This is a genomic window from Streptomyces sp. NPDC005925, assembly GCF_040638805.1.
Classification (GTDB): domain Bacteria; phylum Actinomycetota; class Actinomycetes; order Streptomycetales; family Streptomycetaceae; genus Streptomyces.
Genome location: NZ_JBEXVL010000038.1, coordinates 1 through 25060 on the forward strand (window position 1 = coordinate 1; position 25060 = coordinate 25060).

The following is a 25060-nucleotide window of genomic DNA, read 5'->3' on the forward strand; positions in this document are numbered from 1 at the left end:
CCACCACAGACACCCCGGCCAAACAAACCCTCCAGGTCGTCGACGTCGCACAACTCCTCCTCGACTCCGTCAAAACACCCCCCGACCCCACCGGCGGCGACAGCGAACCGGAACCTCAGCCCGCGCGGTAGCCACGTACGGCACGGCGACTGGAAGTGACGGAGGGGCCGCCCGATGGCGGCCCCTCCGTCACTTCCAGAGCGGCTCGCCGGCAGCCCCCGCAGCGGCGGGCACGCCGTTCCTCACGCCGCCCTGCTGCGGGCGTGCAGCGGTGGGCGTCACCGCGGTGGGCCGTGCCGGTGAACTGCTGCTCAGCGCCCGCCAGGCCGGTCCTGGCCCCTGACGCCGGGACTGGGGACCTCCGGCGCCCGGACAGCGCTCCGGCGCGCGCCAGGGCAACCCGGGCCGGCCCAGGATCCCTGGAATGCGGCGTGAGTCCCGCCGTGCACGGTGGACCGGGGGAGGGTGGACCGCGCCGGAGAGCGTCGACGGCGAGGCGTCCCGGCCTGCCGCTGTCGTCACGTGTTCTCGCTGGTCAAAGGCCACGCAAGGGGGACGGGGGCGGGCTGCGGGGACCGTTCGCGCGCGGCGGCGGCGGCAGGAACCCGGCCGGGGGCGAGCCGGCGCAGTGCCGTGGCGGAACTGTCCAGGAGTGCCACGGCGGTACCAGTCGGAGGCAAGGTCCGCTCACCATATGGAAACCGCCCACGCGGTTTGTTAATCTGAGCACGCGGTTTCCTTCCACCGTGCTCACTCCGACCCAGAAAGGGGGCTGTCATGACGATGGTGTGCAAGCCCTCCGCGCACGAAGCGGAATCGGAATCGGTCTACGCGCGATGCGTCGCGGCCGAGCCGGAGTCGGCGCTCGGTGATACGTCGGAGCCCCTCGTCGGCGGACCGCCGCGACCAAGGGCTGCCAGGCTCCGCCGGCCCGCGCGGCCGAGGAGCGCCGGGCGGATCTGATGCCCCCGCCGAGCGGCCGACCGGGGCCCGGCCGAGGTCGACGACCGCTCCCGGGGCCGCCCCGCCCTTGATGCGCCGCCACGGTGCCGCCAGCAGGAGCACCGGACCGCCGATTTCGTGAATATGGCGAATCCCCACGTCACGTGTACCTTGCAAGCGGCGCGAGATGTCGGTGTTTCTGCCGACTTTACGACGTCCCGTTGCCCAGGAGACAGCACATGGTCAAGCAGGAGCGAGCTGCCCGAACCCGGCGTTCGTTGATTCAGGCCGCGGCCGAGGTGTTCGCCGAGCAGGGCTTCGTCCCCGCGTCGCTGGGCGCCATCAGCAAACGTGCCGGTGTCAGCAACGGGGCGTTGCACTTTCACTTCGCCAACAAGAACATGCTCGCCGAGGCGGTCGAAACGGAGGCCGCCGAGGCCGTCCGCCGGCTCACCGAGGCGGCGCGGGCCCGGCAGGGCAACTCCCTGCAGTCCGTCGTGGACGCCACGCACGACCTGATGCGCAGCCTGCTCCAGGACGCCATCGTGCGCGGCGGCTTCGAGCTCGCCGGTGACATGCAGCGCCGTACGAAGTCCCCGCTGCGCTCGGAGTGGCGGCAGTGGGTGGAGGACAGCCTCCGTGCCGCGCAGCGCGCGGGCGTGCTCGCGGAGGGGGTGTCTGCGGCGGAGGCCGCCCGGGTCGTCGTCGCCGCGACCGTGGGTCTGGAAGTGCTGGGCGGTGCGGACCCCTCCTGGTTAAGCCGCCAGAACGTCACCCGCTTCTGGGAGATGCTGCTGCCGCGGATCGCGGACCGGCGGCGTCTGGGCACGCTGGTGTGCGCGGGCTCCCGGCCGCCGGCCGCCCCCTCCGAATCGGCGCCCGGGCAGTCGCAGTAGAACGGCCGGCGGTACTCGGCAGGCAAGAGCGCACAAAGACGTCCCCGAGCAGTGAGTGCTCGGGGTTTTTGTCGCCGACTGAAAAATACGAACCATGCGGTTTCATTTTGACAGACCGGTCGCGCTGTTTTTAGTGTGCTCGGCGTCGGTCTTGTGGCCGTCAAGGGTGGGACGACCGGAGTACTCGGGCACGAGATAGGGGAAACCCCGTGAACATCAAGGTACTGGGCAGTCTGGACGTCAGGGAGAACGGTGTCTCGGTGGTGCCCACCGCGCCGAAACCGCGTCAGGTGCTCGCGCTGCTCGCGCTCCACGCCGACCAGGTGGTCTCCGTCGCGGCGCTCACCGAGGAGCTGTGGGGCGCCACGCCGCCACGCAGCTTCCGTACGACGCTGCAGACCTATGTGCTGCAACTGCGCGAACTCATCGCCGCCGCGCTGGAGGCGGGCGGGCCCCAGAGGGACGGGCAGGGGCGCACCGCCAAGGACGTCCTGGTCACTCTGCCGGGCGGGTACCTCCTCGCCGGCGGTGACGGGACCAGCGACGTGCGGGAGTTCGAGCGGCTCGCGGGCGTCGGCCACCGGGCGATGGACGCCGGGGACCTGCCGGGCGCGGCGCGGCAGCTGAGCCGGGCCCTCGCGCTGTGGAGCGGGCCGCCCTTCGCCGACGTGCAGGCGGGCGAGCAGCTCCAGACGGAGGCCCAGCGCCTCGAGGAGACCCGGCTGTGCGCGCTCGACCAGCGCATAGAGGCCGACCTGAGACTCGGCCGGCACCGCGACCTGCTCGCCGAACTCACCGTGCTCGTCAACCGCTACCCCCTGCACGAGACCCTGCGTGGCCAGTACATGCTGGCCCTGCACCGTTCCGGGCGGCGCAGCGAGGCGCTCGAGGCGTACCAGCGGCTGCGTGCCGTCCTCGTACGGGAGATGGGGCTCGAGCCGTCGGCGGAGCTGCGGCGGATGCAGCGCCTGATCCTCAGAGCCGAGCCCGACGCCGTGTCGGAGCAGGTGGCGGGCGTGACGGGGCAGAGACGGAGCGGCTGACGCGCAGCGGCTGAGCGGGAGGTGTTCCGCCCGCCGCCGGGCCGAGGGCGGGGGGCCGACGGGCGGTCCGCCGGTCCGGGGCGCACGCGGTCGAGTGTGGGGCAGAAGGTTTTCAAGCGGTTCAGTGTGCTTTTTCGGTCAATTCCAGGCAGGTGAACTTTCTTCTCGCTTTTGCTTTTCTTTAATCTTGATTTACCTTGTTTGTTTGCGCTTTGAGGATTGCTCAAATATCGCTGAAGGAACCGATTCCTCCGCCGCGGGTACGGCTAGCGTGCAAGCTCGCCGACGACTTTCCGCCATCGGGAGTGCCCGACGACGAACGGAGGGAACCATGGAGATTCAGGTTTTGGGTCCGCTGTGTGCCGCCGTAAACGGGGGGTCAATCGTCCCGACCGCCGGGAAGCCCCGACAGATCCTGGCCCTGCTCGCGCTGTACCCGAGCCGCGTCATGCCGGTCTCGACGCTGATGGAAGAGATCTGGGGGACGGATCTGCCCCAGAGCGCGATGACGACGCTGCAGACGTACATCATGCAGTTGCGCCGTTGCCTCGGTACCGCGATGGGCCCCGACGCACCGGGCGCCGCGAAGAACGTGCTGGCGACCCGGCACGGCGGCTACCTGCTGCAGATACCACCGGAATCGGTGGACGTGCACAGCTACGAGCGGCTCGTCGCCGAGGGCCAGGAGGCCTTCGACGAGGGCGACGACGAGCGGGCCGCCCGCTCCTTCCGGCAGGCGCTCGCCCTGTGGCAGGGGCCCGCGCTGGTCGACGTACGACTCGGCCCGGTCCTGGAGATCGAGGTCATGCGCCTGGAGGAGTCCCGGCTGGTGACCGTCGAGCGGCGGATCGACGCCGACCTGCGGCTCGGCCGGCACGCCGAACTGATCGCCGAGCTCACCGATCTGATCGCCCGCCACCCCCAGCACGAGGGCCTGCACGCGCAGGCCATGGTGGCCCTGTACCGGTCCGGGCGGCAGGCCTCCGCCCTGGACGTCTACCGGAAACTGCGGGAGGGCTTAATAGAGGACCTCGGAGTGGAACCCTCGCCGCAGCTGCAGCGCCTGCACCAGGCGATGCTCTCGGTCGACCCGGAACTCGACGTCGTGGCCGGCCCGCGGCGCGGCTCCACCTTCGACCGGTACGCCGCGTAGGGTCCGCCGTCCGGACCGGCCCGGCCGTGAGACGCGGTGCCTCCCGGCCGGCCCGGACGGGATCCGGTGCGTGCGGCCGCAGGGCGGAGGGTGCCGACGCGAGGGGGCCCCTTCCGCGCGAGCGGCGAGCGGAGCCGATCGCGCGGGAGACTGATCGCGCGGGAGGTGGCGATCGCGCGGGAGGCGGCGAGTGACGGCCACGCCGCGATGTGCCGGCCGGACCCTCGACGCCGGAATGATCAGGACGACAGCCCGGGAAGCGCGCCGCGGCTGTGCGTCAGGTGCCCCGTACGCCTCGGTCCGGTTTCCAGCCGGACTCTAGGCGACCGGGGGATTCTCCAAGTGCGCCCGCGCGGGACCGGGGCGGTAGAGGAGGATGCCATGCCTGACGAACAGCCGGTGCGACTCCACTGTTTCGCGCACTCCGCTGAGGGTGTCTTGGCCTTCGACGACTGGGCCGCGCACGTCGGCCCCGGCGTGGAACCGGTCCCGGTCCACCTGCCGGGCTCGCAGCCGCGTCGCACCGAACCCCGGGTCACCACCCACGAGGCGCTTCTCGCCGACGTGCTGCCCCGGTTCACCGAACCACAGCCCGGCCCCTACGTCCTGTACGGGCACGGGCTCGGCGCGATGGTCGCGCTCACCGTGACGCGCGCCCTGCACGAGGCCGGCCTGCCCGGCCCGGCGCTCCTCGCCGTCGGCGCCTGCTCGCCGCCGCACGCGCCCGCCGAGCTGACGGACGCCCGCTCGGCGACGGACGCCGAACTGCTGCACCTCCTCAGCGGCAAGGGCGCGGTGCCGCCCACCAGCGACGAGGGCATCTGGCTGCGGACCATGCTGCCGGTGCTGCGCGCCGACCTGGAACTGGCCCAGGACCTCGACGAGGCGGCCCGCAAGCCCTCCCCGGCCGGCCCGCTCACCACCCCGGTGCTCGTCGTCGCCTCGCAGGACAACCCGCTGGCCCCGCCCTCCACGGCCGACGTCTGGCGCCAGTGGACCGGGGGCCCCATCTGGCAGCGCACCGTCCCCGGCCACCACTTCTTCGTACGAGGCCGGCAGCTGCCGCGGCTCCTGGGCCGCGCCTGCCGTGTCACCCGCCGACTGGTCCGAGAACCGTCGCCGGTCGGCTGACCGGAGTTCCTGGTTACCGGCCCCGGCCATTCGGGAAGCCCCGGTCGAGTCAGAAACGACAAACTGTCGCGCGCCGGTTCACGTCTGCTTGCTCAGCGCTTCATTCGACCCTCATTCCGCTCTTCCTCAAGCGGTTCTCATTCCGTCGTCTGAATTCTGTTCGCGGCCCGGCCGAGGCCATGTGAAGAGAGAGGTGTTCAGATGTTTGGTGAGCGTGTGGGCCGGGCGACCCGGAAAATACGAGTGGCCGCGCCCGCCGGTGTGGTGTACGCCCTGATAGCCGACGCGTCGAAGTGGCCGCTCTATTTCTCCCCGAATGTCCATGTAGAGCGCCTGGAATTCGACGGCGTGCGGGAACGCCTGCGCATGTGGTGCGTCATGGACGGGCAGCTGGCCTCGTGGACCACCTGGCGACGCCTGGACCCGGTCGCGCGCCGCGTCGAATTCCGCCAGGAACTGCCCGGGGCCTCCCTGCACGCCCCCGGCGGCGCCCTGACCGTCCACGAGAAGGGCCCGCACGACACCGAGCTGGAGCTCCGCTACGACTTCAGCGTCAGCGACGACCTGCCCGACGACGTGACCTGGGGGGAGCGGGGCGCCGACCGGTACAGCCGCAGTCAGCTCGTCGACCTCAAGCACTTCGCCGAGCAGTGGACGCGCCTGGACGAACTGGTGCTGTCCTTCGAGGACTCGATCCGCATCAAGGGCCCGGCCGAGCTGGCCTACGACCTGCTGTACCGGGCCGGCGACTGGCCCGAGCTGGTGCCGCACGTCACCCGCGTCGCCCTCGTCGAGGACACCCCCGGCGTGCAGCGAATGACCCTGCAGACACTGAACGAGTACGGCGCGCACAGCAGCGAATCGGTGCGCATCTGCTTCCCGCACGCCGGCCGCATCGTCTGGAAACAGACCGCGATGCCCGCGCTGCTGGCGGGGAGCACCGGCGAGTGGACCGTCGTACCGGACGAGCGGGGAGTCACCGTCACGGTGCGGCAGAGCGCCGTACTGAGCGAGGAGCACGTCACCGGGGTGCTGGGCGGCGGCGCCGGTCTCCCCCACGCCCGCCGGTACCTGCGGGAGGCGCTCGGCGATCACTGTCGCTCTCTGCTCTCGCTGGCCAAGCTGCACGCCGAGAGTGCCGTCCGCATGCTGTGACCGGCCGGACCCGGCGGACCGCTCGAGAACCGATCGAGCTCCGGCCGAGCTCCGTGCCGGTCCGTGGCGGCGCATCGTGGAGTGCGCAGTACCGTGGGCAGGCGATCCGGCCACGGCACGGCACCGCGCGGCGTCCGGGGGCACAGGCGTCCCCGAGCCGTGCCGCCCCGTGCGCGGGCTGCGCTTTTCCGGCCCCGACAGGCCGCCGGAGCCCGCGGGTGCCGACCGGAGCGTACGGGCCGGCCGGTCCGCGCCGGACGGGAGAACCGGCGCCTGCCCCGCCCCGCGCCCGACGTCTTCGCCCTCGTCCGGCCGGGCGCCGACCGCCCGCCGTTCTCGGGCACTGCTCGGGTGCCACTGCACACCCACTTGGGGAAACGGACTTCGGGCGCGTACTGCCACTAGCGTGCACAGCCCGACCGTTGTGGACACCGGCAGGTGCGGAGGCCTCATGGCAGAGCGACAGTACGGCCAGGCCCGGCCCACGGGCGGCGCGTTCCCCGTTCATGTCGCATTCGCCCCTTCCGCCCCGGCCCCGCCGCGGCCCAGCATGACTGTCCGCCCCGCCGCGCCGCCGCCCCGCCGGCCCGGCCCGGGAGGGCGCCCGTAGGCACGGCACGGCGACAGAACAACCCCGAAGCCCCGTATGCCCGTTCGCGCCCCGAGGAAGGAGAGAGGGTACCCGGCCACCCGCAGCGGACCGCACACCCGGACACCATGACTGTTCACCGCTTCCCGCACGCGCCGATCTCCGTGGTCGTCACGCCAGGCCCCCCTCCGAACGCGACACCGTGGGACCTGGAACTGCACGGCCCGCTGGACGCCGCAGCGCTGGAACACCTCCTGGGCGAGCTCACCGCCGCCGACCCGGGCCTGCCCGCCTGGCAGCACCTGCTGCTGCGGCACGGGCCCGACCACCACACCCTGCGGTTCTGCGCGCCGCAGGGCACGCCCGCCGCCTTCGTCCCGGGCCGCGTCGCCGACCGGCTCACCGAGCCGCCGCCGCCCGCCGACCGCCCGCTGACCCCCGCCCAGCGCGCCGCCCTCGCGCGCGGCGCGGGGGACCGGTACGAGGCGGTGCTGGTCGAGCCGGAGACCGTGCCGGACCCGGACACGCTGCGCGCGGCGCTGCGCACCGTCGTGGCCGCCCACCCGCAGCTGCACGCCCGCCTCGATCCCGTGGTCGGCTGGCGCACTGCGCGCGCGCGGGGCGGAGCCAGGGACGGGCGGGAGCAGGATCCGGTGGTGGAGGGGGAGTTCGCCGACGAGGACGGGTTCGCCGCGCTGCTGGAGTCGGCCGGCGGCACGCTGGACGCGCACGCCGGTGTCCAGCTGCGCGCCCTGTTCGCCAGGGACCGCCGCCCGGCCGGGCCGCGTGCCGACCGGCTCGTCGTGATCGCCCACGAACTCGCCGTCGACGCCACGTCCTGGCGCATCCTGCTGGACGACCTGACGGCCGCGCTCGGTACGGCCCGCGGCGCGGGCTCCGGTACGGCTGCCGGAGGGCGCGCTCCCGGGCGGCCCCGGCCCCGGCCCCGGCCGAGGTCCGTGCCCGACGGGCTCGCCGACTGGGTCGCCGAACTGCGGGAGCTGGCCCGCGACTACGCCGAGACCCGGCACTGGAGCCTGGTCGCGGAGCTCCGGTCCCGTGCGGCCGAGGTGGACGCGCGTAGCGTCACCGGGTGGGGGGAACGGCAGGGCGCCGCAGAGGAGGGTGAGGGCGGTGGGCGGAGGCGCACCGGGTTCGTCCTCGACGCGCAGGTGACCGAGCGGGTCATCCAGGGCCTCGCCCGGCGGCTGGCGCTGACCACCCGCCAGGTGCTGACCGGCGTGTTCGCGCTGGCCCTCGCCCGCTGGGAGGAAACCGACGAGGTCGGCTTCGACGTACGCAGCGACCCCAGGGCCGCATGCCAGAGCCTGCGCCGGCACGTCGGCCGGCTCACCGACCCCTACCCGGTCCGGCTCGCCGTGGACACCGGCCGCGACCCGCTCGGCCGGCTCACCGCGCTGGCCGGGGCGCTGGCCGCCTGCGCCGGGCGCGCCGAGGGCGGGGCGGGCTTCGGGGCCTGCCGGGAATGGAGCCCCGACCCGGCGCTGCGCCGCGCCCTGCGCGAACTGCCGCCCGCCCGCGTCTGCCTGACCCTGGACGAGACCGACGGGCCGCTGCCCGTCGGCGCGGCGGGCGGGCCCGCGTACCCGCTCGAGGTGCGGGCCCGGATCGCCGGAGGCCTGCTGCACATCGGCATCGACCGGTCGGCCGGCCACATCGGCGACGCCTCCGCGGCAGCCCTCGAGAAGGTGCTGCGCACAGTGCTGAGAGAACTGGCCGACGCGCCCGTCGCCCCCGTGCCGCTCGTCTTGCGGCCCACGCCCCAGCAGGCGGCGCTGTACCGGGGCGGCGACGCGCGGCCCGGCACCGGGCACCACGTGGAGCAGCTCGTGTGGGTCTGGCACGGCCCGCTCGACCCCCAGCGCTTCACCGCGTCCTGGCAGTCGGTCTTCGACCGCGAGACGGTCCTGCGCACCGCGTTCACCGGCGGCCCCGAGCCCCTGCTCGTGGTGCACGAGCGGGTCGCGCCCGAGATCACCCACCGTGTCGTCGGCGACGGCGACTGGTCACCCCTGATCGAACAGGACCGGCTGCGCGGCTTCGACCTGAGCCGCCCCGGAGCGCTGCGCCTGACCCTGCTGGAGACGGACCGGCCCTCCGCGGACCGGCCCTCCGCGGACCGGCCCCTCCCGGTCCGTGGCTCCGCGCGGGCCGCCGCGCCCGTCCGGATCCTCGTCACCTACCACCGGGCCCTGCTCGACCCCTGGAGCGCGCACATCCTGCTGCGCGAGTTCTACCGTGCCTACCTCGCGGGCGGCTCCCTGCCCGGTGGCGAGCGCCGCCCCGACCTGCGCGACTACACGGCCTGGGTCGCCGCCCAGGATCCCGGGCCCGCCCGCGGATTCTGGACGGCGGACGCGCCGCCCGACGGCGCCGCGTCCCGGCCGGGACGGTTCTCCAAGGTCACCGGTCTGACCGGTGTCGGCCGGGCCCAGGTGCGCCTGGACCCCGTCGACACCAGCCGCCTCGCCCACTGGGCGGCTACCTGGGGCACCACCGAGAGCAGCGTGCTGCAGGCCGTGTGGGCCATGCTGATCCACTGGTCCTCCGGCGCCACCGGACCGGCCCCCGTCTGCTTCGCGGTGACCGTGTCGGGGCGCGGCATCCCCCTCGACGGCGCGGCCCGGCTGCCCGGACCGCTGCGCAACCCCCTGCCGATGTCGGTGGAGGTGGACCCGGCGGGCACCGTGCCGCAACTGCTGCGTCGGCTGCGCGACCGCGCCCTGGACATGGCCGCCTACGAGTGGGTGCCCGCCGACTGGATCCGCGCCTGGAACCGGGGCGGCGCGGACGCCGACACCGTCATCGTCTTCGAGGACTCACCGCACCCCGTGGACGGACTGGAAGCCGAACTCGCCTCCCGCGGCCTGCACGCCGAGTTCTCCGAGACCCTGCCGGCCCGCTCCGCCCTGCCCATCGGGCTGCTCGCCCGGCACGACAGTGCGGGCGGCCTGATCCTGACCGGCGTGCACGACCGGGCCGTGCTCGACGAGGACGAGGCCGCCGAACTGCTCGCGCAGAGCGCCCTGCTGCTGCGCGCGCTGCCCCTGACGGCGGGCGAGTCCACCACCGTCGGGGAGGCACTGGAACTGCTGCGGGGCAGGGCCGTACCGCGCGCGGCCGGGCCCCTCGCGGCCGAACAGCCGGACCCCCCGCTGGTCACGCTGCGCCCGGCACGCCACGACGGGGCGGGCCGGATCTGCCTGATCCCGCCGCCGGGCGCCCCCGCGTCCTGCTACGACCTGCTGGCCCGCGGCTACCCGGGCCCGCAGGAACTGCTCATGCTGCCCGCCGGCACCGACGTCGAGGCCGCGCGCCCCGCCCTCGCGGCACTCGGCACCGGCAGCCCCGTGCTGCTCGCGGGCTTCTCCGGGGCCGGGGTGCCGGCCTGCGAGATCGCCCGGCAGATCGCGGCCGACGGCGGGCGCCCGCCGCGGGTGGTGCTCGCCGGGGCGTCCGCCGACGAGCAGGAACGCGCCCGTGACCTGGCCCGGGTGCTGCAGGACGCCATGGGGGAGTGACGGCTGCGCGGGGCCGGTTCCAGCGAGGTTCATCCCCGGTTCGAGGGTTTCTCGTGTTCCGTCCTGCACTGTGGCATGGATCACTCGCCCGGCCTTCGGCGCCGTACTCGCGGCGCGTGCCGGACCACCATCCCCATCGACACAGACGAATCAGCGGGAGGATCCAAGGTGTACGACACCACAGAGGAGGACGGCAGGCCGGCGGAGGAGCCCGCGGATACCACCCTGGTCGGTACCCCGCCGTCGCTCCGTACCACGCCGCTGCTCCGCACGCCGCCGCTGCTCCTCGCCGGCGTCGACGAGGACGGGTGGGAGCTCCACCTCGTACGCGGCATCGACTGACGCCCCGCCGCAATCGCACCCGTGCCGTCCTCGAGCGATCCGCTAGCCGGCCCTGCGAGCCTGTGCGGAACCCGGCGAGCGACGGCACGGAGGAGGCGAGCATGCGACGGTGGCCGCGGCTGCGGGGTGCCCGGCGTGCGCTGTCCGACTTCGTCGTACGACGGCTCTGGCAGTCCCTCGTGGACTTCGGCGCCGCACACGACCCCTACGCCGCCCGGTACGCCGACGACGAGCAGCCGCCGCGGCAACGCCCCGGAGGACCGCCGCCCGCCCACCCCGAGCGCCTGCGTGAGGACATCCCGCTGAGCGCCGAGGAGCTGCGCATCGCGCGTGAACTGTGGCCGGCGCACTCCGAACGGCACTCCGGCCGCCGGGCCCCGGACGCCACATGAGGCGCCGACCGCCCGGCCGGCGCCCCCCGACGGATGTCGCGGACGGATGTCGAAAAACGGAGCTCAGACGGTCGTGACGACCTCGCCGGCGTCGAGGCGCGGTGAGCGTCCGAGCCAGGCGTCAGGGCCCGGCCTGCCGATGTTGACCACCATCAACGGCGTGTGGTCCTCGTCCAGGAAATCCTTCTGCACGGCCGCGTGGTCGAAGCCGTTCATCGGCCCGGCCGCGAGCCCGGCGGCGCGCACGCCGATGATGAAGTACGCCGCCTGCATCGCGCCGTTGAGCCGCGCGGACGGCTCGCGGACCTCGCGCGAGGCGAAGAACACGTCCTTGGCCTGCGGGAAGTGCGGCAGCAGCCGGGGCAGCTCCTCGTGGAACTCGTTGTCCGCGGCGAGGATCGCCACCAGCGGGGCGGCGGCCGTCTTGGCCCGGTTGCCCTCGGCCATGTGCCCGACCAGGCGCTCACGGGCCTCGGGGGAGCGGACCAGGACGATGCGCAGCGGCGACTGGTTGAACGCGGTCGGACCGTACTTGACCAGGTCGTAGATCGCCTGGACCTGCTCGTCCGTCACCGGCTCGTCGGTGAAGGTGTTGGCCGTGCGGGCCTCACGGAACAGCAGGTCCTGGGCGGCGGGGTCGAGGGCGAGTGACATGCGGGACAACCTCTTCGGCTTCGTTCGGCTTCGGCGGACGGGGCGTTCGGCTGGGGGAGTGACGTGTCGCGGCGGCCCGGCTCACCACTGGACCAGGGCGAAGCTCACGGCCATGCCGCCGCCGAAGCCCGCCAGCAGGATCAGTTCCCCCGGACGGATCCCGCCCGCGCGGACGGCCGCGTCCAGGGTGATCGGGATGGAGGCGGCGCCCGTGTTGCCGTAGTGCTGCACCGTCTGGTGCATCGTGGCGCGCGGCAGGGCCAGGCCCGAGAACACCTCGTCGAGCATCACGCCGTTGGCCTGGTGCGGGATGAAGTGGTCGACGTCCGCGGCCTCCACGCCGGCCTCGTGCAGGAAGGCCTTGACCAGCTGCGGCAGCTGCTCCACGACGAAGCGGCGCACCTCGCGCCCCTCCATCGCGAAGTACTGCAGCCCGGCGTCCAGGGCGGCGTGGTCCAGCGGCTGACGGCTGCCGCCCCCGGGCACCTGGATCAGGCCCGACAGCTCACCGAACGTGTGCAGCGCGACATGCCGGACGTAGGGGCCCTCGGTGGTGGGGCCGAGGACCAGCGCGCCCGCGCCGTCCCCGAACAGCACGACCGTCCTGCGGTCCGCCGGATTGAGGATGCGCGAGTACACGTCGGCGCCGATGACCAGCGCGTAGCCGCCGCGCCGCAGAATCACGCTGCCGACCGCGGACAGCGCGAACACCGTGCCGGAGCACACCGCGTTGACGTCGAACGCGGCCGTGCCGGAGGCGCCGAGGTTCTGCTGGACGTAGGCGGCCGTCGGCGGCTGGGGCCGGTCCGGCGTGGACGTGGCGACCGCGATCACGGACAGTTGTTCGGCGGTGATGCCGGCCGACTTCATCGCGGCTCGCGCGGCTGCCGTGGCCAGGTCCGACGTGGCCTGTTCGGGCTCGGCCCAACGGCGCTCCCGGATCCCGGTCTTGCGGGTGATCCAGGCGTCGTCCACGGCGGCCGGCGCGCCGACCTCGTCGTTGGAGACGACCCGGTCCGGCACGCAGGCACCCGTACCGAGGATCCTGACTTCCCTGATGGGGCTGCCCGTACGATAGATCGTTCCGTCCATCGCGGCTGCCCTCCCCTCACATGGTCTTGATCAACTGTGCGACAGGGCCGGCGGGTGCGCGGCCGTGCGGGGCCCGTGCGCGGGCGGCCGGGACGGGCCGCCCGCGCACGGGCCCGGAAAAGGTGCTCGTGGCGTCGCGTGCGGAGGCGTGCGTGTCCGTGTGGACACGCACGGCGCTCAGCGCTTGGCGTAGAGGCGCTTGTGGTCGCTGATCCCGGCGAGCCGGAACGGCCCGCTGGTCTGCTCCGGGTTGGAGTGGCTGCCGCCGTCGGCCGGGAGCCGGTGTTCGTGCAGCTCGCGGTAGGCGGCGTAGTCGAGCGGCTTGCGCCGGTCGATCGCCTCGCGGTTCGCCTCGGTGCGCAGGTGCTCCTTGTACCCGGGGACGACGGTCCCCGCGAAGAACTCCGCGACCGAGCCCGAGCCGTAGCTGAGGAAGCCGATCGGGCGGTCCGTCAGGTCGTCGGCCTGGTCGAGCAGGGAGGCCAGCGCGAGGTACACCGACGCGGTGTAGCTGTTGCCGGTCACCGTGTTGTACGCGGTGGTCTGCCCGATGGCGCGCGCGATGTCGTCCTTGTCGGTGTCGTAGCCGCAGTAGTTCAGCAGGTGGCGGTGGGCCTTGTACGCCATCTTCGTGAACGGCTGGTGGTAGCAGAACGCGGCGAAGTCCTCCAGGGACCGGCCGCCCTGCTCCGTGTAGTCCTTCCAGGTGCCCTCGACGGCCTGCAGGTAGGCGCCGATCGACTCCTGCCCGTCGACCAGGGCGGCGTCGCGGTAGTTCGGCCGCCAGAAGTCCATGACGTCGGCGGTGAACAGGCCGGACGGGTCCTCGATGCGCACCAGCGCCGGGTCCGCGCTGATCAGCATGGCCACCGCCGCCGCGCCCTGCGTCGCCTCGCCGGGACTGTCCAGGTCGTACTTGGAGACGTCACTGGCGATGACGAGGACCTGCTGCGCGGGGTCGCGCCGCACCAGGCCGATGGCGAACTGCAGGGCCGCCGTCGCCCCGTAGCAGGCCTGCTTCAGTTCGACGACGCGGGTCGCCGACGACAGCCCGATCAGCGAGTGGACGTAGATGCCGGCCGCCTTGGCCTGGTCGATGGACGACTCGGTCGCGAAGACGACGGTGCGGATCCGGTCGGTGCCGTGCCGGGCGACGATCGGCGCGGCCGCCGAGGCGGCCATCGTGACGATGTCCTCGTCGGCGGCGGGCACGCTCATCGACTCCTGGCCGATGCCGACGTGGTACTTGCCGATGTCGGTGCCGTTGTACGCGGCGAGCTCGGTGTGCGGCAGGACGTACTCGGCGGTGGCGAACGACAGATCGTGGATCCCTACGGAGATGGACATGCCCTATGCACCAACCTTTGCGGTCTTGTTGTCGCGTTCCAGCTGGACGTGCGCACGCATCAGTTCGCCCGGGTTCGTCTGTGCCGCGAGCAGGGACAGCTCACCGCACAGCACGGTCGCCGCCGCGATGACGGCGAGGCGGCGCGCGTTCTCCCCGGGCTCCCTCTCGGCGCGGCAGCCCAGCCGGGTCAGGTTCGTCTCCACGAAGCCGAGGCCCTTGCCGTTGCCCACCGAGCCCACGATGAGGTTCGGCAGCGTGCAGGCGAAGTACAGGTCGCCGTCGCGGTCCTCGGCCATGACGACGCCCTGGGAGCCCTCGACGATGTTGGCGGCGTCCTGACCGGTCGCCAGGTAGAAGCCGAGCAGCATGTTCGCGAAGTGGGCGTTGGCCGAGCGGATGCCGCCGGCGAGCAGCGTGCCGAGCAGGTTCTTGCGGATGTTCAGCTCGACGATCTTCGCGGCGGTGGTGTGCAGGACGTTCTCGACGATCTCGCGCGGCACGAGCAGCTCGGTGACGACGTTCTTGCCGCGGCCGAGGATGCCGTTGATGGCGGTGGCCTTCTTGTCGGTGCAGTAGTTGCCCGAGATGGAGGCGTAGGAGATGCCGGGGATCGTCTTCAGCAGGTGACTGAGCAGCGCGTCGGAGGCGAGGGTGGCCATGTTGTGGCCGGAGGCGTCGCCGGTGGTGAACTCGAAGCGGACGAACAGCAGGTTGGCGTTGATCTCGTGCCGGATGTTGATCAGCTGCGCGAACCGGCTGCAGCCGCGCACCACCTCGCGCAGCTCGTCGATGCTCGCGTGGATGGCCTGCGCGGCGTTGTACGCGGTCTGCGCGTCGGTGGCCTCCACGAGCACCGAGCGGGTCATCCGCTCGTCCACGAGGGTGGCGACGATGCCCTTGTCGACCAGCCGGGAGATCTTCGCGCCGCGGCCCACGGACGGCCACAGCGGCGACTCGTAGGTGGCCAGCGGGACATGCGTCTCGGTCTCGGCGACGTTCCCGGATATACGAATGGGGCCCACCCACCGCATGGGGACCCCGGCAATGGCGTGCGTGTCGGTCATCGTGTGCTTCCCGTCGTCTTGTGGAGGTCCCCGGCGGAGCTGGAGCGGCGGGCGAGCGGCCCGGTCTCGATGCCCCGGTCGGCACAGAACGTCCGAAGGGAGCCGTGGATCAGCAGATCGCAGTTCTGCAGGTCGGCGGGGGTGCGGGCGCCGAGCATCGTCTGCAGCGCGGCCAGCTGGTCGAGCCAGGTGGTGAGCTGGCCGATCAGCGCCTCGACGCCGTTGTCGAGCAGCGTGCGCAGGAACCCGCCGGACGAGCCGACGCCGTGCGCGCCGAGCGCGAGGGCGCGGGCGACGTCGAGCGGGTTGCGGACCCCGCCGGAGGCCAGCAGGGGCAGGCCGGCGTCCTGCGCGTCCAGCAGGCAGGCGGCGGCGGACTGGCCCCAGCCGTGCAGGAAGGCGTACTCGCCCAGCGCCCGGCGGCCGTTCTCGATGCGGGCGAAGTCGGTGCCGCCCCGGCCGCTGACGTCGGCCACGGACACGCCGAGGTCCTTGAGCGCGAGGACGGTCTGCCGGCTCAGGCCGTTGCCGACCTCCTTGACGATGACGGGGATGTCGACGGCGGCCGCGATCTTCTCGATCTGCCCGGCCCACGCGGAGAACGACCGGTCGCCCTCCGGCATGGCCGTTTCCTGCGCGGTGTTGATGTGGATCTGCAGCGCGTCGGCCCGGATCAGCTCGACGGCCCGCCACACGTTCTCCACGGAGGCGTTCGCGTTGACGTTCGCCATGACGAACCCGTCCGGGTTCTCCTTGCGCAGCACGCTGAACGTGTCCGCGCACGAGGGGTCCTTGATGAAGGCGTTCATGGACCCGGACGCGATCGGTACGCCGGTCTCCCGGGCGGCGATGGCCAGGTCCCGGTTGATGATGCCGGTCTTGACGCTGCCGCCGGTCATGGCGTTGATGTAGATCGGCACCGGCCAGGAGATCCCGGCGAAGGTCGTGGCCAGGGACACGTCCTCGCGGTCGATGCCGGCCAGCGCGTGGTGCACGAACGACACCTCGTCGAACTGGTTGACCCCGCGGTGCGTGTCCTGCTGCTCGATGGCGAGCCGGACGTGGTCGTCCTTGCGTTGAGCGCTCATTCCTCGATCCCTTCCAGGGCGGGACGGATGGGCAGGGGCAGCACCCCGGCCTCGGCCCACCGTTGCCGTACTTGTGAGATGTCGCGTGACGCCTCGGCGTCCAGCAGGGCGATCCCGCAGTCGCCGCCCCCCGCCCCGGAGGGCTTGGCCGCGCCGCCGACCGCCTCGGCGGCGTCGCACAGCCGCGTCAGTTTGGTGGTGAAGATGCCGAGGCCGACCTCGTCATCCAGCCGGGCGAGCTCGCCGCGGGCCCGGCGGATCTGGTCCAGCAGGCCCTGGTCGTCGCCGCTCTCCATGGCGGTGATCGCGGCGTTCACACAGTCGTTGGTGGCCTCGACGAACCTGTGGTGGGAGGCGCTGCCCCGCCAGTTGCGGCGGTGCAGGTCGGACACGAGGGCCGCGGTGGAGACGGGCTCCCCGGTCCAGCCGACCTCCAGGGTCAGGCCCGCGGGCGCGGGCAGCCGGCGTACCTCGTGTCCCGGCCAGGGCGCCTTCAGGGCCCGGTCGACGCCGACGCGCCGGGCCAGGTCGAGGACGAAGGCCCGGTCGGGCGCGCGGTAGGCGATCCAGCCGCCCCAGGTGCTGGCGGCGAGGTCGCCGCCGGAGCCCTTGGGGTCGAGCCGCGCCGTGGCGAGCAGGGCCAGCCGGTACCGCTCGTCGGCCGACAGGTCGAGCCCGCCGAAGGCCGCCACGGCCGAGACGGTCGCGACGGTCACGGCGCCGCTGGAACCCAGCCCGTACTTGCGGCCGTTGTCGTGCAGCCGGCTGGTGATGGCGATGTTCAGGGCGGGCACGGGCAGGCCGCGTTCGGTCAGCAGCCGGCCCACGGTCTCGACGGCCGACGCGACGTACGCCAGTCCCTTGCCCGCCTCCTGCTCGCCGTCCGGGCCGCAGACGACGAGGCGGCCCTCGTGCCAGCGCCAGGGCACGTTCTGCGAGCCGAGGTCGGTGGAGATCACCACGGCGCTCTCGCCGGGCCCGGGGGCGTCCCCGGTGCCGGACACGGTGACGCCGATGTGCCGGTCGACGGCCGTCAGGATGGCCGGGTTGCCCGGGTCCACCACCGCGTACTCGCCCGCGACGAACAGCTTGCCCGGCGCGTGCCGGACCACGGTGCGCCGGGGGGTCATCGTGCGCTGCGGTGTCATCGTCCGCCCTCGTCCACCAGCCGGGCGCCGGGGCCGGGCCCGGCGACGAGCACGGTGCTGTCCGGTGCGGCGGCGCGTACGGCGTCGGCGACCCGCTGGGCGTCCGCGCGCGGGCACAGCACCTTGACGTTGGGCCCGGCGTCCATGGTCGCGTAGGCCGCGACGCCGTCCCGCCGGAGCTGGAGCACCTGGTCGAGGACGGTGACGGTGGCCGGCGACAGGTACCGCACGGCGGGGCGCGCGGCCAGCATGGTGGCGTGCATGCCGAGCGCGTTGCGCTCCGCGATCTCGCCGACGGCCTCCAGGTCGCCCTTCGTCAGAGCCGCCCGCATGTCCGTCAGGTCGTCCCTGCTGGAGTCGGCCCAGGGCCGGAACAGCGGCGAGGTGTCGACGGTGCGGCGCATGGCCTCACGGCTGGAGACGGGCTTGGGCCCGGCGTTGACGACGGCGATGACGAGGGCGGGGTCGAGGTCGGCGGTGGGCACCGGTTCGGCGTACGAGCCGAGGTCGGCGGCGTCCAGGTCGCCGGTGTCGGGTCCGGCGTGCCAGACGGTGAAGTCGCCGAAGATCGACCGGGAGGCCGATCCGGAGCCGCGCCGGGCGAGCCGGGACAGCGCGGTGTCGTCCAGGCCGAGTCCGTACGCCGCCGCCGCGGCCATGGCGAGCGCGGCGAACCCGCTGGCGGAGGACGCGAGCCCGGCCCCGGTGGGCACGGTGTTCTCCGTGTCCACGACGGCCCGCAGGTCACTGCCGGCCCGTTCCCGGACGAGGTCCAGGAACGCGGTGATGCGGCGGCCGGCCTCGCCCGTCGCGGGCGCGCCGTTCAGCGTCACCTCGTCCTGCCCGGCGCCCGGCGCGAGCCGGACGTGGGTGGTCGTCGGGAAGACGTCCAGCGTCATGGACAGGCTGTCGGTGACGGGCAGGATCAGGCGTTCGTCGCGCTTGCCCCAGTACTTGATGAGCGCGATGTTCGGGTGCGCGACCGCGGTGGCGGCGGCGGAGCCGTCCTGCTCCTGCGTGTCGAGCACGGCGGTCGGGTGTTCACGGCGCATGGTTGTCGAGCCCCTTCAGCGGTACGACCCAGGTCTGTACGGCCCCGGCCTCGTGCAGCCGCCGGGTGACCTCCCGGGCCTGCTCCGGCTGGGCCAGTGCGATCAGGCAGCCGCCAAGACCACCGCCGGTGATCTTGGCGCCGAGGCTCCCGGCGCTCAGCGCGGCGCCGACCAGTGCCTCGATCCGGTCGGTGCTCAGACCGGCCGCACTCAGCAGTTCGTGGTACTCGGTCAGCCGTGTGCCCAGTTCCTTGGCCCGGCCGTCGGCGAGGTCCTGCCGGGCGGCCTCGGTCAGCTCCGTCGCCGTACGGACGAAGCTCTCCTCGGTGCCGGGCCGGCTGCGGAAACCGGAGCGCAGCTGTTCGACGGCCTCCTTGGTGCTGCCCATCTCGCCGCTGTCCGCGACGATGAACAGGCCGTCGCAGCCGATCTCGAGGGCCTCGGTGCGGCCCTGCTGGAACAGCAGCGGGCGGGAGGCGCCGACGGCCGTGGCGTCGACGCCGCTGGCCTTGCCGTGCGCCATGTTCTCCGACGTCTGCACCAGGTCGAACACGGTGCTCTCGGTCAGCTTGCGGCCCACCAGATCGGCGAGGGCCAGGGCGATGGCGCGCGAACTCGCCGCGCTGGAGCCGAGGCCCCGGCCGTGCGGGATGGCGCCGTCGAGGATCACGTCCAGGTGCGGCCCGCCGGTGATGCCCACCCTCTCCTTGAACTCCGCGGTCAGCCGGCGCAGGCCGTCGGAGGCCTGCGTCACCATCGCCCGGGAGGGAGAGCCGGTCATCGTGTAGGACAGGTCGCCCTGGCTGTCGGGGGTGTGGGAGGACCACCCGGCACTTGCCGTGACCGTGAGTTGCGGAATGGGGAGAGCGAGCGCCGGAGCTCCGTAGACCACCGCGTGCTCGCCCAGCAGAATGGCCTTGGCGTGCGCGCGGCCGATACCGACCGAGCGGGCCCGGCGGCTCTCTGTTACCCCCTCCGCTGAGGTCGGTAGAGTCAACGCACTCAGCTCCCTTTGTTTTTTACTGACATGGGAAATAACGCCGCCGCAGAGCAACAGGCGCGGTGAGACGGGAAACGCGTGACGCAGCAAAAGGTGACGCGGGTGTCGCGTGAAGGTGTCGCGTGAAGGTGATGTGCGATGAGGCGACGTCAGAACGTCGCACGGCACGGAACGGAACGTCAGCCGGTGCACGCGGCAGGAAGGTTCGTCGATCGGGCATCGACGCGCCGGGCACCCGGGCGGGGGAATCGGTCCGGTGCGGTGTGAAGGGCGGTGTCGTACGCGCTGGGACGCGGTCTGTCCTCGCACGGGAAGGGCGGGTACGACACGCGATCCGCTGCCCCGCAGCAACTTTTGGGCAGGGGAGACGTGGGTGAATAGTGACACGCCCCCCACCACCACGCCAACACCGCTCGGAAGTGACGTAGGTCACTTCCGGGCGGTGTCGGCGTGGTGCCTGACAGTGCCTCAAAAGGCACAGAACACGACAGCGCCGCGGCTGCCAGGGGCAGCCGCGGCGGGCGGGTCGGGTACGCCGGGTACGGGGAACGGCATCCGGGTCAGGGCCGGCGCTGGAGGGCTATCTCCGTCAGCTCCTCGATGTCGAACTCCGACCGGCGGTACGGGGCGCCGTAGCGCGTGATCTTCCCGCGGCTCACCCACTTGCGGATCGTCGCCTCGGACACCCCCACGGCGAGTGCGGCCACTTTGGTGGGAACGAGCCGGTGGCTCGGTGGCTTGATCATGCGTCGACGCCCTTTCGCTGCCGCTCCATCAGTTTCCTGAGACCGAGCCACTCGCACATTTCCCATGAATGTCCCGAGGAGCAGGTGATTCTGCTGTTTCCGGCGCGCCCCATATGCGCGGGGGCGCTGATCGTGCCGGGGCAGTTGTCCACGACGCACTGTCTGATCAGCGTGTGCAGGGCCGTGGGCTCGGGATCGATGGTCCGGCGCAATTCCTCGACCAGTCCCTCGATCTCGTCCGCCAGGTCGACCGCCGGAGGCTGACCGGCGAGCCAGTCCAGATGCAGCGTCAGGAATCGCGCCAGGGCCGGGACCGTGCGCTGCGGGGCAGGCGTACGGAGCTTTTCCACGACCATCGACGACCACGATTCGAGAATGGCCAGGATGTTGTGCCGGGCGTCGAGGACGGAGATGTCCAGGTAGTCCCTCCTGCGGCTGCCCGATACCTTCGTCGGATTGGTGCGCCGGCCCGTCGGCGACACCTGGTGCAGGCATTCCTGATGCAATGCGGGAAGTGCCCGGAGACTGCGTTGCACCCCCTTGACGCAGGGAGCGCAGAGTACGGATCCGACGGCGGCGAGTCTTTCCTGAGTGTGCTTTCTCGGGCATGGATGGGACTTCATCGAAGCTCCTTCACGAGGCGTCTCGCCCCCACGACCGCTGTACATCACATGCAAATCCCGTGCCGATTGCGGCGATTGGTTCTGTGCTCAGGCCCGGTGGGGCTGCTGCGACGGCCCCGGGCGAGCAGTCCTATTACCCGACCGTCGACTCGAGTCCCGATACAGCCTCGTTCGGGACGGCCTTCCCGACCCGCTCCACCGGCGTTCTCCAGTCGGCTTCCACCCAGAACCGAGCCTCGATTGAGCGCCGGGCCCCACGGTTGCGGTGAAAGGAGGAACTGTGGACCTAATGCACCGAGTCGAGGGCGCGCGGAGCGCCGGACTCGCCACGGAGCCGGTCAGAACGACGGCAACTCAGGTTCTCTCAGGTGGGGGCTTTTCCGAGCACCCGGCGATCAAGGTGTCGGCTGCTCCGCCAACCCGGAAGGGCATGGCGGCGCACCTGGAGATATGCGTGGTAGGTGCTGGTCCGCGAGGCTTCTCCGTGCTGGAACGGCTCTGTGCGCAGGAACGGAAGTCACCCCGCTGGGACACCGTCACCGTGCATGTCGTCGACCCCGATCCGCCGGGTGCGGGGCGGGTGTGGCGCCCCTCGCAGTCGCGGCATCTGCTGATGAACACCGTCGCCTCCCAGGTGACGGTGTACACCGACGCCAGCGTCCGTATCGAGGGGCCGCTGAAGGAGGGGCCGAGTCTGTTCCAGTGGGCCAAGGCCGTGGAGTCGGGTGCCCTCGACGAGGGCCCGGACGGTGAGTGGTCCGAGGAGGTCGTCGCCGAGGCGCGCGCCCTCAGCCCCGACTCGTACCCCACGCGTGCCCTGTACGGCTGCTACCTGACGTGGGCCTTCTGGCGGATGGTGGCGAACGCCGCCGCCCACGTCACCATACGCACCCACGCGGTGCGGGCCGTCGCCCTGGAGGACGGCGGGGCGGGGCACGCGGGACCGCAGACGGTGGTCCTGGCCGACGGGACCCGGCTCACCGGGCTGTCCGCGGTCGTGCTCGCCCAGGGGCACGTTCCGGTCCGGCCCACCGGTACCGAACGTGAGCTGGCAGGATTCGCCTTCCGGCACGGCCTGACGTATCTGCCGCCCGCCAACCCGGCCGACGTCGACCTGTCGGGCATCCAGCCGGGCGAGACCGTGCTGCTGCGCGGGCTCGGGCTCAACTTCTTCGACTACATGGCTCTCTTCACGCGCGGCCGGGGCGGCGTCTTCACCCGCGAGGACGGCCGGCTGGTCTACCGGCCGTCGGGCCGTGAGCCCCGCCTGTACGCGGGGTCCCGGCGCGGCGTGCCCTACCAGGCGCGCGGCGAGAACGAGAAGGGCGCCCACGGCCGCCACCACCCCCGGCTGCTGACCACCGCGTACATCGCGAAGCTGCGGGCCCGTGAACGGCGCGGCGGGGGCATCGACTTCGCCGCCGAGCTGTGGCCGTTCGTCTCCAAGGAAGTGTGCTCCGTCTACTACGCGGCGCTGCTGACGGCACGCGGGGAGCCCGAGGCGGACACCGAGGGCTTCGTGGAACGGTTTCTGCACGCCGAGCCCGGCGAGGCCGAGGACAGTGTCCTCGACGAGGCGGGCATCGACGCGGCCGAACGCTGGGACTGGGACCTCGTCGCCCGTCCTTACGGCCACCGCGCCTTCCCCGATCTGGCCACGTTCCGCACCTGGCTGCGCGGCCATCTCGACGAGGACGTCCGGCTGGCCCGGCAGGGCAACGTCAGCGGGCCGGTCAAGGCCGCCCTCGACGTCCTGCGGGATCTGCGCAACGAGCTGCGGCTCGCCGTCGACCACGCCGGACTGACCGCCGACTCCCACCGTGACGACCTGGACCGCTGGTACACGCCGCTCAACGCCTACCTGTCCATCGGACCGCCCGCTTCCCGCATCGAGGAAATGGCGGCTCTGATGGACGCGGGGATCCTGGACGTCATGGGTCCGGGGCTGCGGGTCGCCGCGGACGGGCGCGACCCGGGGGGCCCGTGCTTCACGGGCACGTCGAACCAGATACCGGGCGTGCGGGTACGGGCCACGGTCCTCGTCGAGGCCCGGCTGCCCGACATCGACGTACGGCGCACCGCGGACCCGCTGATGAGGCGGCTGCTGCGGACGGGGCAGTGCCGCCCGTACCGCATCCCCGGCGCGCCGGCACCCGACGGCGGCATGCGTCCGGGCGCGGACTACGAGACCGGTGGGCTCGCCGTGACCGGGCGCCCGTACCACCTCCTCGACGCACGGGGTGAACCGCATCCCCGGCGCTTCGCCTACGGGGTGCCCACGGAGTCCGTGCACTGGGTGACCGCGGCGGGTGTCCGGCCGGGTGTCGGCTCGGTGACCCTCGAGGACTCGGACGCCATCGCGGCGGCCGTCCTCGCCGTGGCACCGGCGCAGGCGGTGCCGGCCCCCCTGCTCGCCCCGGGTGTGGAGGCCGCGGCGTGACGTTCGCCCGCGAACCGGGGCCGCCCGGACCGGTGGTGCCGTCCCACGCCGACGTGGGACTGCTGTCACCGGTCCGGGCGGGCACCCCCGTGGAAGCGGCCGTGGGCGACACCGCCTGGCTCCAGGCGATGCTCGACGCGGAGGCGGCCCTGGCTCGCGCCCAGGCCCGCTGCGGCACGGTTCCCCCACGCGCGGCGGCGGTCATCTCGGCCGCCGCCCGCGCGGAACTGCTGGACGTACGCGCACTCGCCCTGGCCGCACGGGAGACCGCCAACCCGGTCGTCGCGCTGGTCAAGGCGCTGACCGCGGTCGTCGCCGAACGCTCACCGGAAGCCGCGGAGTACGTGCACCGCGGCTCCACCAGCCAGGACGTGTTCGACACCGGCGCCATGCTGGTGGCCCAGCGGGCGCTGCGGATCACGGTCGCCGACCTCAGGTCGGTGGCCGCGGCCCTGGCCGACCTCGCCGCCGCGCACCGCGACACCGTGATGGCGGGCCGCACCCTCGCCCTGCACGCCGTACCCACGACGTTCGGGCTCAAGGCGGCCGGCTGGCGGCAACTGGTGCTGGAGGCGGCCGAGCGCCTCGAGCGGGTCGCCCGGGACGGCCTGCCGGTTGCGCTCGGCGGCGCCGCCGGAACCCTCGCCGGCTACCTCCAGTACGCCGGTGAGGACACCGTCCCCGCGGTCGTCCTCGACGAACTCGGGGCCGCGTTCGCCGCCGAGACGGGACTGGCCGTGCCCGCCCTGCCCTGGCACGCCCTGCGCACCCCGGTCGCCGACCTGGGCGCGGCCCTCGCCCACACGGCGGGGGCACTGGGCAAGATCGCCGTCGACGTCCTGGTCCTCACCCGGACCGAGGCCGGTGAGGTGGCCGAGCCCGCGGTCGAGGGACGGGGCGCGTCCTCCGCGATGCCGCACAAACGCAACCCGGTGCTCGCCACCATGATCCGCTCGGCGTCCGTGCAGGTGCCCGCCCTGGCCTCGGTCCTGGCGCAGTGCCTGGTCACGGAGGACGAGCGCTCGGCCGGGATGTGGCACGCCGAGTGGCAGCCGCTGCGTGAGGCCCTGCGGCTCACGGGCGGGGCCGCGCACACGGCCGTGGAACTCGTGCGAGGGCTCGTCGTCCGCCCCGAGCGGATGCGCGCCAACCTCGGGGCGACCGGCGGGCAACTCGTCTCGGAGCGGGTATCGGCCGTTCTCGCGCCGCGCATCGGCAAGAGCGCGGCGAAGGAACTGCTCACCCGGGCCTCGCTGCTCGCCGCCGCCACCGGCCGCCCGCTGGCCGACGTCCTGGCCGAACTGCCGGAGCTCGCCGGCGTGCTCAGCCGGGGCCAGGCCGCCGCCCTGCTCGACCCGGACGGCTACACCGGCGCCGCAGGCGCCCTGGTGGACCGCGCGCTGACCGCGCCGGGAAGGAGGCCCGCCCCCACACCGTGACCGTCCGCCCGCCGCGTCCCGCACGCGGCGGGCGGCCCCGGCGCCGCGGGGGAGCGGTCGTACCCGCTCGGGTACCGTGCTGCTCCCCGCGGCCCGCGCCCGCTGCTCGAATGTCCCTCGCGGACGCCTCGACACATCCTCGAACTCTTCCACCGGACCGGCCGAACAACGCCCGTACACA

At 72.8% G+C, this 25060-nt stretch carries 20 protein-coding genes; 10 read left to right on the forward strand and 10 right to left on the reverse strand.

The window, feature by feature from the left end:
- Positions 1-1181 precede the first annotated feature (1181 nt).
- The 8 genes from ABZ354_RS26845 (at position 1182) to ABZ354_RS26880 (ending at position 11185) form a co-directional block, all read left to right on the forward strand.
- Positions 1182-1838 carry a ScbR family autoregulator-binding transcription factor gene (locus ABZ354_RS26845; RefSeq protein WP_358660974.1) on the forward strand — a complete coding sequence of 219 codons (657 nt, stop codon included), beginning with the start codon at positions 1182-1184 and terminating at the stop codon, positions 1836-1838.
- A gap of 209 nt (positions 1839-2047) precedes the next feature.
- Positions 2048-2881, forward strand: a complete 834-nt coding sequence (locus ABZ354_RS26850) for an AfsR/SARP family transcriptional regulator (RefSeq protein WP_358660976.1) — start codon at positions 2048-2050, stop codon at positions 2879-2881.
- A 331-nt stretch (positions 2882-3212) separates the two neighbouring features.
- The gene (locus tag ABZ354_RS26855) at positions 3213-4034 is read left to right on the forward strand and encodes an AfsR/SARP family transcriptional regulator (protein WP_358660978.1); all 822 of its coding nucleotides are present in this window, start codon (positions 3213-3215) and stop codon (positions 4032-4034) included.
- Between the two features lie 381 nt (positions 4035-4415).
- Positions 4416-5165 carry a thioesterase domain-containing protein gene (locus ABZ354_RS26860; protein ID WP_358660980.1) on the forward strand — a complete coding sequence of 250 codons (750 nt, stop codon included), beginning with the start codon at positions 4416-4418 and terminating at the stop codon, positions 5163-5165.
- A 201-nt stretch (positions 5166-5366) separates the two neighbouring features.
- Complete coding sequence (locus ABZ354_RS26865; RefSeq protein ID WP_358660982.1) at positions 5367-6320, forward strand: SRPBCC family protein; 954 nt, start codon at positions 5367-5369, stop codon at positions 6318-6320.
- 717 nt (positions 6321-7037) lie between these two features.
- Complete coding sequence (locus tag ABZ354_RS26870) at positions 7038-10451, forward strand: condensation domain-containing protein (protein WP_358660984.1); 3414 nt, start codon at positions 7038-7040, stop codon at positions 10449-10451.
- Between the two features lie 168 nt (positions 10452-10619).
- On the forward strand, positions 10620-10793 hold the full coding sequence (locus ABZ354_RS26875) for a hypothetical protein (protein ID WP_358660986.1): 174 nt from the start codon (positions 10620-10622) through the stop codon (positions 10791-10793).
- Positions 10794-10894: 101 nt separating this feature from the next.
- Positions 10895-11185, forward strand: a complete 291-nt coding sequence (locus ABZ354_RS26880) for a DUF6059 family protein (protein WP_358660988.1) — start codon at positions 10895-10897, stop codon at positions 11183-11185.
- 63 nt (positions 11186-11248) lie between these two features.
- Here the strand turns inward: ABZ354_RS26880 and ABZ354_RS26885 are convergent, their stop codons facing one another.
- The 10 genes from ABZ354_RS26885 to ABZ354_RS26930 all read right to left on the reverse strand — a co-directional run bounded on the left by ABZ354_RS26885 (position 11249) and on the right by ABZ354_RS26930 (position 21000).
- Positions 11249-11839 carry a malonic semialdehyde reductase gene (locus ABZ354_RS26885; protein ID WP_358660990.1) on the reverse strand — a complete coding sequence of 197 codons (591 nt, stop codon included), beginning with the start codon at positions 11837-11839 and terminating at the stop codon, positions 11249-11251.
- 81 nt (positions 11840-11920) lie between these two features.
- A complete protein-coding gene (locus ABZ354_RS26890) occupies positions 11921-12931 on the reverse strand; it encodes a ketoacyl-ACP synthase III (protein ID WP_358660991.1) in 1011 nt (336 codons plus the stop codon).
- 177 nt (positions 12932-13108) lie between these two features.
- Positions 13109-14278, reverse strand: coding sequence for a hydroxymethylglutaryl-CoA synthase (locus ABZ354_RS26895; RefSeq protein ID WP_358660993.1), 1170 nt, complete (start codon positions 14276-14278; stop codon positions 13109-13111).
- A gap of 3 nt (positions 14279-14281) precedes the next feature.
- The gene (locus ABZ354_RS26900; protein WP_358660995.1) at positions 14282-15343 is read right to left on the reverse strand and encodes a hydroxymethylglutaryl-CoA reductase; all 1062 of its coding nucleotides are present in this window, start codon (positions 15341-15343) and stop codon (positions 14282-14284) included.
- Positions 15340-16431, reverse strand: a complete 1092-nt coding sequence (fni, locus tag ABZ354_RS26905) for a type 2 isopentenyl-diphosphate Delta-isomerase (RefSeq protein WP_358660996.1) — start codon at positions 16429-16431, stop codon at positions 15340-15342. Before fni ends, ABZ354_RS26900 begins: the two co-directional genes overlap by 4 nt.
- Entirely contained in the window at positions 16428-17579 is a 1152-nt protein-coding gene (locus tag ABZ354_RS26910; RefSeq protein ID WP_358660998.1) for a phosphomevalonate kinase, read from the reverse strand. Before ABZ354_RS26910 ends, fni begins: the two co-directional genes overlap by 4 nt.
- The gene (gene mvaD / locus ABZ354_RS26915) at positions 17576-18631 is read right to left on the reverse strand and encodes a diphosphomevalonate decarboxylase (RefSeq protein ID WP_358661000.1); all 1056 of its coding nucleotides are present in this window, start codon (positions 18629-18631) and stop codon (positions 17576-17578) included. Before mvaD ends, ABZ354_RS26910 begins: the two co-directional genes overlap by 4 nt.
- The gene (gene mvk / locus ABZ354_RS26920; RefSeq protein ID WP_358661002.1) at positions 18621-19628 is read right to left on the reverse strand and encodes a mevalonate kinase; all 1008 of its coding nucleotides are present in this window, start codon (positions 19626-19628) and stop codon (positions 18621-18623) included. The genes mvaD and mvk overlap by 11 nt, the downstream gene beginning before the upstream one ends.
- Before the next feature lie 563 nt (positions 19629-20191).
- Positions 20192-20377 carry a hypothetical protein gene (locus tag ABZ354_RS26925; protein WP_358661004.1) on the reverse strand — a complete coding sequence of 62 codons (186 nt, stop codon included), beginning with the start codon at positions 20375-20377 and terminating at the stop codon, positions 20192-20194.
- Positions 20374-21000, reverse strand: coding sequence for a hypothetical protein (locus tag ABZ354_RS26930; protein ID WP_358661006.1), 627 nt, complete (start codon positions 20998-21000; stop codon positions 20374-20376). The genes ABZ354_RS26925 and ABZ354_RS26930 overlap by 4 nt, the downstream gene beginning before the upstream one ends.
- 430 nt (positions 21001-21430) lie before the next feature.
- On the opposite strand from ABZ354_RS26930, the gene ABZ354_RS26935 reads away from it, so the two are divergent.
- Both ABZ354_RS26935 and pcaB read left to right on the forward strand, forming a co-directional pair.
- Positions 21431-23440: an FAD/NAD(P)-binding protein gene (locus ABZ354_RS26935; RefSeq protein ID WP_358661007.1), complete on the forward strand. Its 2010-nt coding sequence runs from the start codon at positions 21431-21433 to the stop codon at positions 23438-23440.
- Positions 23437-24879 carry a 3-carboxy-cis,cis-muconate cycloisomerase gene (gene pcaB / locus ABZ354_RS26940; protein WP_358661009.1) on the forward strand — a complete coding sequence of 481 codons (1443 nt, stop codon included), beginning with the start codon at positions 23437-23439 and terminating at the stop codon, positions 24877-24879. Before ABZ354_RS26935 ends, pcaB begins: the two co-directional genes overlap by 4 nt.
- The last annotated feature ends 181 nt before the right edge of the window (positions 24880-25060 follow it).